Genomic DNA, 10,948 nt, shown 5'->3' with positions numbered 1-10,948 from the left:
GCCCGCCATAACAATCTTGGGTTTGATGATTCTATTCAAGCCTTCTAATTATGGTTGGCTATATACATAGATTAATTTCTATGTATTGTATAAAAATAATAGACTTTACTCTATTAAGGTTTAACTCTAAGATATCAATAGCAACGAATCAATCGTTCTCAAGTTTTTTGCTAAGTCTTCTCATAACTTAGCTTCTAAATCTGGGTGAGTTGAGATTGCCTGTAGCTTTGCAAGCTGCAATTTAACTAAGGGCGATCGCAGCTCAGCTTTGCGCTGACTTAATAACACCTTAAAAATTTAATCACTTTTTCTAACTTCAATTAAAGGAACGAAATTATGTCTGATTTCAATCACAACATTTCACGGCGACGCTTTATCGCTACAGCAGGAGCAACGGCTCTAAGCTCAGCTTTGCTCAAAGGTTGCCTTGGCAATCCCCCCGAAGACACCCCAACTATTACTTCGGCACAGGCTACCAAAATCAGTATTCCCACTGAGCAAGTCCCAGAGATTACAAAAGTGAGACTTGGATATTTGCCAATTATTGAAGCTGCCCCATTGATCATTGCTAAAGAAAAGGGCTTTTTTACTAAATACGGCATGACTGATGTCGATGTATCGAAGCAAGCCAACTGGGGTGCAGCTAGAGATAACGTTAAAATCGGTTCCTCCGCAGGCGGTATCGATGGTGGTCAGTGGCAAATGCCAATGCCTTATCTGATTTCGGAAGGCATCATTACTGACAATCTCAAAATACCCATGTATGTATTGCTGCAATTGAATACACAGGGAAATGCGATCGCGATCGCTGATAAGCACAAAGACAAAGGCTTGACTCTAAAAGCAGATAAGGCAAAAGCTCTATTTGACAAAATGAAGTCTGATGGCACTAGATTCAAAGCTGCTTATACCTTCCCAAAATCTAATCAAGAATTTTGGATTCGCTATTGGCTTGCTGCAAATGGAGTAGATCCTGACACTGACATTGAGTTGTTGACTGTGCCAGCCGCCCAAACCGTTGCCAATATGAAGACTGGCTCGATGGATGCATTTAGCACAGGCGATCCTTGGCCTTACCGTATCGTTAAAGAGAAGATTGGGTTTATTCCTGCGCTAACTGCGGAAATTTGGAAAGGACATCCTGAAGAATATTTAGCGATGCGAGCTGATTGGGTGGACAAGTATCCCAAAGCAACTAAGGCAATCCTGAAAGCAATTATGGAAGCTCAGCAATGGTGTGACAACTTCGATAATCGCAAAGAATTAGTTCAGATTGTGGCTACTAAAAACTATTTTGGTGTTGCTACTGAAATTCTTGAAGATACGATGATGGGCAAGTATGACATGGGCGATGGTCGCATTATCAATGACAAGAGTATGGCTCCGCTCTATTGGAAAGATGCGAAAGGAAATGTTTCTTATCCCTATCAAAGTCATGACCTCTGGTTCATTACCGAAAGTGTTCGTTGGGGATTCTTGCCGAAAGATTCTTTAGCTACAGCTAAGGATTGGATCAAGAAAGTGAATCGTGAGGATATTTGGCGCGAAGCTGCTAAGGATGCTGGTTTCCCTGTTGCTGACATTCCGACTAGTACTTCTCGCGGCATTGAAGAATTCTTTGATGGCACAAAGTTCGATCCAGAGAATCCTCAAGCTTATCTTGATGGATTGAAGATCAAGAAGGCATAAGGTTTAGATCCCCCCCAGCCCCCCTTAAAAAGGCGAGAGAATAAATTAATTATCTTCTTCCCCCTTTACAAGGGGGATTGAGGGGGATCTCTTAAAGTTAATCACAAACAAATATTTTAGGAGTAACAAGTTTATGGCAGCAAGTATTGGTAATCGCAATTCATCAAATACGATCGCGAAGTTTTGGCAGAAAAATGCTCAGAATTGGGCGCTCCCAATCGTCGGGATTTTAGGATTTCTGATTGTATGGCAAATTCTTTCAAGTATTGGCTTAGTCAAATTGCCAAGTCCAATTAATATTATTTCCGAGAAGTCCACTCGCAATCTATTGCTGTATCCCTTCTTCGATCGCGGTGGTACTGACAAAGGACTATTCTGGCAGACTCTTGCTAGCTTTGAGCGGGTGGCTAAGGGCTATACCCTAGCTGCTGTCGTCGGTATTGGGGTAGGCATTCTGGTTGGCACTAATGCGGTTATTGACAAAGCACTCGATCCATTGTTTCAGTTTTTGCGGACAGTTCCACCGCTTGCATGGGTTCCGATCGCACTTGCTGCACTCCGTCAAAATGAACCAGCCGCCTTGTTTGTTATCTTCATCACGGCAGTTTGGCCAATCTTGTTAAATACCGCCGTGGGCGTTAAGCAAATCCCTCAAGACTATCGCAACGTCTCGCGAGTGCTACAACTTTCTCGCCAAAAGTATTTCTTTAAGATTCTGATTCCTTCCGCTCTTCCTTACATATTCACTGGTCTACGCATTTCTATCGGTCTTGCATGGCTTGCCATTATCGCCGCCGAAATCATCATGTCAGGTATCGTCGGTATCGGCTTCTTTATTTGGAATGCTTACACCAACGATAAGGTTGGCGAAGTTATTCTGGCTCTGGTTTACATCGGTGCTGTCGGCTTGATCCTTGACCGTGCGATCGGCTGGCTACAAAACGTTATTTTGCCAGAAGAACAGAAGTAGGTTGAAATACCCCCCTTAGTCCCCCCTTGCAAGGGGGGAAACAAGAAATTAAATCAAAGTTCTCTCCCCTTTGCAAGGGGAGGGTTAGGGAGGGGTTCAAGATTAATTTTATAATAGGAGAATTTTAAAATGAGTAGTTTTGTTTCAGTCGATCGCGTAGAGAGAACATTTCCCTTAGGTGGTGGCAAAGAATATATCGCCCTTAAAGGAATTGATTTAGATATTAAAAAAGGTGAATTTATTTCCCTGATCGGTCACTCTGGCTGTGGAAAATCCACCTTACTGAACATGATCGCAGGATTAGACCTGCCCACTAGCGGAGTAGTCATGCTCGAAGATGAGCGCGTAACCCGTCCAGGTCCCGATCGCATGGTGGTATTCCAAAACTATTCGCTATTGCCTTGGCTATCGGTACGCGATAATGTGGCTCTGGCTGTTGATGAAGTTCTATCCAACTTGCCAAAAGATGAGCGTCATGCTTTAGTTGAACGATATGTAAACATGGTGGGGCTAGCCCACGCGATTGACAAGCCACCCACGCAGCTATCGGGTGGTATGCGTCAGAGGGTAGCGATCGCTCGCGCCCTAGCAGTCAGACCAAAACTACTTCTCCTTGATGAACCCTTTGGAGCTTTGGATGCGCTGACTCGTGGCAATCTGCAAGAAAAGTTAATGCAGATTTGTAATGAAGACGAAGTTACAGCAGTAATGGTCACTCATGATGTTGATGAAGCCGTATTGCTAAGCGATCGCATTGTTATGCTCACCAATGGACCATCTTCAAAAATTGGCGGCATTTTAGAAGTAGATATTCCTCGCCCTCGTCAAAGACTGGAAGCAGTTAAGCATCCTAGCTACTACAGTTTACGCAGCGAGATTATCTATTTCTTAAACCAACAGAAGCGCGTTAAAAAGCTCAATGCGCGAACGGTTACTACCGTTGCCCGTCATGGCTTGGAAAAAGTCAATCTAGAGATCGGCTTTGTTCCCTTGACAGCCTGTGCGCCGATCGCTGTGGCAAAAGAGAAAGGCTTCTTTGAAAAACATGGGCTTGATGAAGTGTCACTAGTGCGTGAAACCAGTTGGCGCGGGATTGTCGATGGTATCGCAGGTGGTTATCTTGACGCAGCGCAAATGCCTTCGGGATTACCAATGTGGATGACTCTCGGTGGTGCTGGTGCTTGCAAACCAATTGTTACCGCCCTAACCATGACCCGCAATGGTAACGCGATTAGCCTCGATCGCCGTTTCTACGATCGCGGTATTCATACCCTTGCTGATTTTAAAGGGATGCTGCAAAATACACGCGATCGCTCTCACCGCATGGGTGTAGTCCATCCCTCTTCAATGCATAATCTGCTACTGCGTTATTGGTTAGCCGCAGGTGGCATCGATCCAGATCTTGATGTTGAGCTAAAAACAATTCCCCCCGCGCAAATGGTAGTTGACCTCAAAGCTGGCAGCATCGATGGTTTCTGTGTTGGTGAACCTTGGAACTTCCGCGCTGCGATGGAAAATATCGGCTTTACCGTCGCCACGGATTTGGAGATTTGGCAAGGACATCCTGGGAAAGTTCTCGGCGTGCGCGAAGATTGGGCTAATGCCTATCCAAATACACACATCGCTCTCGTCAAGGCATTACTAGAAGCTTGTATGTATTGCGCTGACCCGAATAATGCTGAAGAGATTCGCCAAATCCTCTCTCGTCGTGCCTATGTCAGCACGAATGTTAATTACATCCATTTAGGTAATCCTGATGATGTCACCTGTGCGATCGATTCCCCGATGCGCGAACCCGCTCACCATCAGTTCTATGGCGCTGGTGTCAACCGTCCCAGCCGTTCTGAGCATCTCTGGCATATAACCCAAATGGCGCGTTGGGGCGATGTTCCCTTCCCCCGCAACTGGGTAGAAGTTCTCGAAAAAAGCTGCCGCGTTGGAGTGTTCAGTACGGCGGCGCGTGAGCTTGGGTTGACGGATATCACCTATAGCCGTAATGCGATTCAACTGTTTGATGACATTCCCTTTGATGCCGAAGATCCGATCGCTTATCTCAATCAGCTAGAGATTAAGCGCAATATCACAATGGCAGAGATTGGCATGGACTCTATGCGAATGGTTGCTTAAATGCGATCCCCCTCAATCCCCCTTGTAAAGGGGGAAGAAGATAATTAATTCTCCCCCCTTTACAAGGGGGGCTGGGGGGGATCTACACATCAAACTTTAAGGACAAAATTAAAAAGAACATGACTCAAACAACCCTTAATCCCACATCGATCGCTACAATCCCCCCTCAAGAATCCTTCCTTCGCATTGAAAATGTTTCCAAAATTTATCCGACTCCCAATAATGGCGAATATGTTGTTCTCAAGGATGTAAATCTACATATCCAAGAAGGAGAATTTATCTGCCTAATCGGTCACTCTGGCTGCGGTAAATCCACGCTTCTCAATATGGTTGGTGGCTTCTCAAAACCATCGATCGGTGAAGTTTTAGTTAATGGCAAACTGATTACCAAACCAGGACCCGATCGCATGGTGGTATTCCAAGGTTATGCGCTCTTGCCTTGGCTCACAGTATATGAAAATGTCATGCTAGCGGTTGACTCAGTTAATCCTAATCTCTCAAAAAGCGAGAAAAATGATATCGTCCGCCATCACCTCGCCATGGTCGGATTGAGTGAATCGGCTGAAAAAAAGCCAACTCAAATTTCAGGTGGGATGAAACAGCGCGTATCGATCGCCAGAGCCTTGTCCATCCGTCCCGAAGTCTTAATTCTTGACGAACCCTTTGGCGCTTTGGATGCAATTACCAAGGAAGAATTACAAGAAGAACTTCTCCAAATCTGGACAGAACATCGCTGTACAGTATTGATGATTACTCACGATATCGATGAGGCGTTATTCCTAGCCGATCGCCTTGTGATGATGACCAATGGACCCGCCGCCAGTATTGGGGAAGTCTTAACGATTCCCTTTGCTCGTCCCCGCGATCGCGCTCAAATTATGGAAGATCCCTTATACTACGATCTGAGAAATACGGCTCTAGACTTCTTATATAACCGCTTTGCCCATGACGAGTAATAAAGCCCTCACCCCTAGCCCCTCTCCCTTTGGGAGAGGGGGACAAGAGTGTAGAATAGAGTTTAGCGATCGCCTAGCGGTAATCGCTACAATGCATCGTAAGGAATTAGCGATCGCGCCAATTGTACAAACATCCTTGGGCGTGAGAGTTGCCGTACCTCAAGATTTTAATAGCGACTTGTTCGGCACATTTACCCGCGATATCGATCGCCCTGCTAATCAAATTGAAACGGCAAAACTCAAAGCGGAGAAAGCTTTAGAACTAATTGATGCTGATTTGGCGATCGCTAGTGAAGGTAGCTTTTTCCCGCATCCAATTTTAGGTATTTCCTACAATCGCGAAATTGTGTTTTTGCTTGATAAAAAGCATAACTTCTATGTTTACGGCGAATATCTTTCCACTAACACGAACTTTCGGCATCAAGAGATTTCTAGCTACGAACAAGCCTACGATTTTGCTCTCAAAGTTGGCTTTCCCGATCATGCGATCGTGCTGATGCTAGATGCTAACACTTCGGCAAAAGAGGCTATTTATAAAGGAATTACCTCAGAGGATTTACTCGAAGAATCTGTCCATGAGTTGCTAAAACAATCGCCACAAATCCACATAGAGACAGATATGCGATCGCTTTATAATCCAACTCGCATGAAAAATATTGCCAAAGCTACTGAAGATCTAGTACGCAAGTTACAGCAACTCTGTCCCAATTGTAATTTTGTAAATTTCGATGTAGCGAAAAGATTAAAGGGTCTACCCTGTGAACTTTGCGGACTGCCCACTCAAGTTACTCGCGCTCATGTCTATTGTTGCGATCGCTGCCAGTTTCAGCAAGAAGTTCTCTTCCCAGATGAAGTACAAACTGCTGATCCGATGTACTGCTCCTATTGCAATCCTTAATCTCCAAAAATGTTTAAGAGTGCTGCAATGCAACACTCTTAAACATTTTTAGAGACTTATTCGATCGCTTGTAAAACTACTTTTGGTGAAAGTTTATCCTTAAACCAAACTGTCAGCGCAGGAGTATCGCTTACTTTTACGCCTGCTTTCTCCAGATTCAGTCGTTCAGAAATCGCTAAAATCAAGTTTTCGCAATTAGCTTGTCGTACTTGCGAAAACTTCTTGCGTAAATACTCAGGTCGCCAGTAGCCGACAATCTCTAATAAATAGGTGCGTCCATCGGGATGCACTAATCGAAAGTCGGGAATCATCACACTCCCAGGGATGGGAATTAAATCTACTTCTCTTTCTAGTTTCCATTCTGTTTTCAATTCAGCCCAACGCTCGGCAAACGATGACTCGATCGCACTGTCATACATTTTGCCAGCAGGATAATGGCTGACTAAACCACAATCAGAATCGAGAGTAAATAAACCTGTGCGCTTTTGTTTTGAATAAGTGTCTTTTTCAACGAGGGTGGCTTGGAGACTCCATTTGGTAACATGCAGCAAAGCAGGAAGAAGCTTAGCGATCGCAAGTCCGTAACGGGTACTCGTACCAAACAAACTCGTAGCACCATCAACCGTAATCGTAAAGCCATAATCGACATCGCCTTCGATATAGGACATTAGTTGAAATAACTTGAGATAACGGAATAGTAGCTTATATTCCCCAGGGTCATTGCGATGGACTTTTAAGGTCATGTGACTTGCCCGATAGAAAATCCCTTGCACTTGTGAGAGATTGTATCGATGGATTAGGGCTTCAGGCGTAGGACTTTCAAATTGCGTCAGAATCCGATTCTCCATGAGATCGGCATAAAGTCCCATTGTGATTTGTGCAGGTAAGACTTCACGCTTAAGCTCTTCTGTTAGGCTATCGGCAAGCTTGGTGAGAGTTTGCTGTGTAGCTTGCTGACTAGGTATAACTTGAGCCGACAATTCAAAAATACGGCGACGTAATTCCTGCGGTTCGAGGGGACTAATAATTTCAAAAGTGCTGAAACTAGACTTGAGAATATGTGCCAATCCCCTCTTTACCCGATAATCGGGTGTGTCGCCTTCCAGTTCTTGCAATAAGTGATCGAGTTCGCTCTGTTTTCCACCCTTAGCATTCTCAAAAATTGCGATTAATTCTATAGCGATCGCAGTTAGATGTTTATCATCTAATTTCAATCTTTTAGGAACGACGGTTTCGCCATTCAGTCGATGCATCAGGAGTTCGCTAGGCAGCATAAAAGAAAAGGCTTGTGCAGATTAATTATTATTCAGAAGCTAGTGCGATCGCATTGATCGTATCCATAATTTCGCGGCTTTGCTGTTGGTTTTGAGGGTAGTCCACGCGAATTCCGCTATCGGCTATCAGGGCATCATAATAGCTCGCAGTTTGTCATCATCAAGTAAAGCGCTCCCCATTGTCAAGACAAAAAAGTATAAAAGTTAAGATAAAAAGCTGCATCGACAAAAGGCAATCAAAATAACTACATATGAACCTCCTTGTTAGGTTGTTTAAAATGAACTGTTGCAGGAGTTTGATAGTCCAAAGACTGATGCAGTCTTACATTGTTGTAGAAGTGGAAATATTTATCCAACTCCTGCATCGCCTCTTTGACCGATGTGTAAGCTTTGGGGTACACCTCCTCATACTTCACCGATCGCCACAACCGCTCTACAAAGATATTGTCTAAGGCTCGACCTCGCCCATCTTGGCTGATGGCTATTCCTTTCTGCTCTAATCTGCTGGTGAAAGCTAAGCTGGTAAATTGACTACCCTGATCGGTGTTAAAGATCTTGGGTGTATTCTGAGTCAAAGCCCGATCCAAAGCACTGAGGCAAAAGGTAACATCCATGGTGTTAGATAACTCCCAAGATAGTACATACCTGCTGTACCAATCGATTACGGCGACCAAATAGATATGTCCTTGCGGTAGTGAAATGTAGGTAATATCTGTACTCCAAACTTGGTTGGGGACTGTTATTTCTTGCTCCTTTAAAAGATACGGGTACTTCCTTACGTTGTCTTTAGCTTTGCTGAGATTTGGTTTGGGATAGATCGATTCTAAACCCATCTCTCTCATCAATCGCCTGACTCGTTTAGGGTTGACGGCTTCACCTTGTGTGGCAAGCCAAGCCGTCATTCTGCGGACACCGTAGAATGGTGTTGTAGTGAACTGTTTGTCTAACATCTGCATCAGCTTTAGATTTTGCTCACTTTCGGGTTTCGGTTCATAGTAAAAACTAGACCTTGCTAGTCCCAATAGTTCGCACTGTCGAGCAATCGAGATTGATCGATGCGTTGGCTCAATCAATTCTTTCTTCTCAGCTACGGCTAAGACCAGATTTTTTTTTCATCCAGTCCAGTTCTACCTTGAGCTGACCGATTTGTTGATACAGTGCGCCTGTCAAATCTTCCTCCTTTTTTTCTTGCTGTCCTCGACCACTGGCAAATAGGCTTGGCATTTCATCTAGCAGTTGTTTCTTCCATAGAGTCACTTGGGTTGGGTGTACCTCGGCTTCTCCTGCTATTTCGTTGATTGTTTTCAATCCTTTCGCTGCTTCCAGCGCTATTTTGGCTTTGAATTCTGCACTGTGTTTTTTTCGTTGCATTATTTTTATTTTCTCCATACTTTCTTCGTGATTTCTGGCAGCTTTTCTATCTTAATCTCCTGTCCGATTTATAGGGAGCATTATAAAGTGCGATCAAGAGATTTCTACTAACTTGCCTTCAATAAATTTATGTAAAATACTGGAGATAAGTAATGGATAGGGAATTCCTTCTGCTAATGCACGGTTTTGTAGCGATCGCAGGTCTTTTTCGGAAACAGAGATGTTGATTGTGCTATTTTGGGCAAAGGTTGCAGAGGCGATTTGTTTATGCTGCTCTAGCTCTTCCTGCCAGGTTGCTGTGCGAGTGAGGCGATCGCTTTCAAATGCTTCTAAAATTTCTTGTTCTTCGAGGTCAAGGTTAATCATGGGTTTTATAATGCTCCCTATAAATCGGACAGGAGATTAAGATAGAAAAGCTGCCAGAAATCACGAAGAAAGTATGGAGAAAATAAAAATAATGCAACGAAAAAAACACAGTGCAGAATTCAAAGCCAAAATAGCGCTGGAAGCAGCGAAAGGATTGAAAACAATCAACGAAATAGCAGGAGAAGCCGAGGTACACCCAACCCAAGTGACTCTATGGAAGAAACAACTGCTAGATGAAATGCCAAGCCTATTTGCCAGTGGTCGAGGACAGCAAGAAAAAAAGGAGGAAGATTTGACAGGCGCACTGTATCAACAAATCGGTCAGCTCAAGGTAGAACTGGACTGGATGAAAAAAAAATCTGGTCTTAGCCGTAGCTGAGAAGAAAGAATTGATTGAGCCAACGCATCGATCAATCTCGATTGCTCGACAGTGCGAACTATTGGGACTAGCAAGGTCTAGTTTTTACTATGAACCGAAACCCGAAAGTGAGCAAAATCTAAAGCTGATGCAGATGTTAGACAAACAGTTCACTACAACACCATTCTACGGTGTCCGCAGAATGACGGCTTGGCTTGCCACACAAGGTGAAGCCGTCAACCCTAAACGAGTCAGGCGATTGATGAGAGAGATGGGTTTAGAATCGATCTATCCCAAACCAAATCTCAGCAAAGCTAAAGACAACGTAAGGAAGTACCCGTATCTTTTAAAGGAGCAAGAAATAACAGTCCCCAACCAAGTTTGGAGTACAGATATTACCTACATTTCACTACCGCAAGGACATATCTATTTGGTCGCCGTAATCGATTGGTACAGCAGGTATGTACTATCTTGGGAGTTATCTAACACCATGGATGTTACCTTTTGCCTCAGTGCTTTGGATCGGGCTTTGACTCAGAATACACCCAAGATCTTTAACACCGATCAGGGTAGTCAATTTACCAGCTTAGCTTTCACCAGCAGATTAGAGCAGAAAGGAATAGCCATCAGCCAAGATGGGCGAGGTCGAGCCTTAGACAATATCTTTGTAGAGCGGTTGTGGCGATCGGTGAAGTATGAGGAGGTGTACCCCAAAGCTTACACATCGGTCAAAGAGGCGATGCAGGAGTTGGATAAATATTTCCACTTCTACAACAATGTAAGACTGCATCAGTCTTTGGACTATCAAACTCCTGCAACAGTTCATTTTAAACAACCTAACAAGGAGGTTCATATGTAGTTATTTTGATTGCCTTTTGTCGATGCAGCTTTTTATCTTAACTTTTATACTTTTTTGTCTTGACAATGGGGAGCGCTTTA

The 10,948-nt window shown here is 43.9% G+C and carries 9 protein-coding genes; 6 read left to right on the top strand and 3 right to left on the bottom strand.

Going from position 1 to position 10,948, the window contains the following annotated elements; translation table 11 throughout:
* Nucleotides 1–336 precede the first annotated feature (336 nt).
* The 5 genes from APA_RS12670 to APA_RS12650 all read left to right on the top strand — a co-directional run bounded on the left by APA_RS12670 (nucleotide 337) and on the right by APA_RS12650 (nucleotide 6,640).
* The gene (locus tag APA_RS12670) at nucleotides 337–1,689 is read left to right on the top strand and encodes a CmpA/NrtA family ABC transporter substrate-binding protein (protein WP_201322633.1); all 1,353 of its coding nucleotides are present in this window, start codon (nucleotides 337–339) and stop codon (nucleotides 1,687–1,689) included.
* Nucleotides 1,690–1,822: 133 nt separating this feature from the next.
* Nucleotides 1,823–2,659, top strand: a complete 837-nt coding sequence (gene ntrB, locus APA_RS12665) for a nitrate ABC transporter permease (RefSeq protein ID WP_201322632.1) — start codon at nucleotides 1,823–1,825, stop codon at nucleotides 2,657–2,659.
* 129 nt (nucleotides 2,660–2,788) lie between these two features.
* Nucleotides 2,789–4,786, top strand: coding sequence for a nitrate ABC transporter ATP-binding protein (locus APA_RS12660; RefSeq protein ID WP_201322631.1), 1,998 nt, complete (start codon nucleotides 2,789–2,791; stop codon nucleotides 4,784–4,786).
* A 119-nt stretch (nucleotides 4,787–4,905) separates the two neighbouring features.
* The gene (locus APA_RS12655) at nucleotides 4,906–5,742 is read left to right on the top strand and encodes a nitrate ABC transporter ATP-binding protein (protein ID WP_201322630.1); all 837 of its coding nucleotides are present in this window, start codon (nucleotides 4,906–4,908) and stop codon (nucleotides 5,740–5,742) included.
* A gap of 91 nt (nucleotides 5,743–5,833) precedes the next feature.
* Nucleotides 5,834–6,640, top strand: coding sequence for a DUF6671 family protein (locus APA_RS12650; RefSeq protein WP_374101360.1), 807 nt, complete (start codon nucleotides 5,834–5,836; stop codon nucleotides 6,638–6,640).
* A gap of 56 nt (nucleotides 6,641–6,696) precedes the next feature.
* On the opposite strand, the gene APA_RS12645 is transcribed toward APA_RS12650, so the two are convergent.
* From APA_RS12645 to APA_RS12635, 3 genes are all read right to left on the bottom strand, one after another.
* Nucleotides 6,697–7,914, bottom strand: a complete 1,218-nt coding sequence (locus tag APA_RS12645) for a DUF790 family protein (protein ID WP_201322629.1) — start codon at nucleotides 7,912–7,914, stop codon at nucleotides 6,697–6,699.
* Between the two features lie 245 nt (nucleotides 7,915–8,159).
* A protein-coding gene (locus APA_RS12640) for an IS3 family transposase (protein ID WP_374101331.1) occupies nucleotides 8,160–9,303 on the bottom strand; the annotation gives its coding sequence in 2 pieces (ribosomal slippage) (nucleotides 8,160–9,026 and nucleotides 9,028–9,303; 1,143 coding nt in all).
* A 75-nt stretch (nucleotides 9,304–9,378) separates the two neighbouring features.
* The gene (locus tag APA_RS12635; protein WP_201322628.1) at nucleotides 9,379–9,651 is read right to left on the bottom strand and encodes a hypothetical protein; all 273 of its coding nucleotides are present in this window, start codon (nucleotides 9,649–9,651) and stop codon (nucleotides 9,379–9,381) included.
* 73 nt (nucleotides 9,652–9,724) lie between these two features.
* Between APA_RS12635 and APA_RS12630 the strand changes: the two genes are divergently transcribed.
* A protein-coding gene (locus APA_RS12630; RefSeq protein ID WP_374101331.1) for an IS3 family transposase occupies nucleotides 9,725–10,868 on the top strand; the annotation gives its coding sequence in 2 pieces (ribosomal slippage) (nucleotides 9,725–10,000 and nucleotides 10,002–10,868; 1,143 coding nt in all).
* The last annotated feature ends 80 nt before the right edge of the window (nucleotides 10,869–10,948 follow it).

Source organism: Pseudanabaena sp. lw0831 (assembly GCF_016584665.1).
In the GTDB taxonomy this organism is placed as follows: domain Bacteria; phylum Cyanobacteriota; class Cyanobacteriia; order Pseudanabaenales; family Pseudanabaenaceae; genus Pseudanabaena.
The sequence above is the reverse complement of the archived record's forward strand: the minus strand, read 5'-3'. Positions and strand labels throughout refer to the sequence as shown.

What these genes read in the sequence shown, in the direction of transcription:
- APA_RS12660 (WP_201322631.1), top strand. Translation starts at nt 2,789, where the DNA reads ATGAGTAGTTTTGTTTCAGTCGATCGCGTAGAGAGAACATTTCCCTTA.
- APA_RS12635 (WP_201322628.1), bottom strand. Translation starts at nt 9,651, where the DNA reads ATGATTAACCTTGACCTCGAAGAACAAGAAATTTTAGAAGCATTTGAA.
- APA_RS12645 (WP_201322629.1), bottom strand. Translation starts at nt 7,914, where the DNA reads ATGCTGCCTAGCGAACTCCTGATGCATCGACTGAATGGCGAAACCGTC.
- APA_RS12655 (WP_201322630.1), top strand. Translation starts at nt 4,906, where the DNA reads ATGACTCAAACAACCCTTAATCCCACATCGATCGCTACAATCCCCCCT.
- ntrB (WP_201322632.1), top strand. Translation starts at nt 1,823, where the DNA reads ATGGCAGCAAGTATTGGTAATCGCAATTCATCAAATACGATCGCGAAG.
- APA_RS12670 (WP_201322633.1), top strand. Translation starts at nt 337, where the DNA reads ATGTCTGATTTCAATCACAACATTTCACGGCGACGCTTTATCGCTACA.
- APA_RS12650 (WP_374101360.1), top strand. Translation starts at nt 5,834, where the DNA reads ATGCATCGTAAGGAATTAGCGATCGCGCCAATTGTACAAACATCCTTG.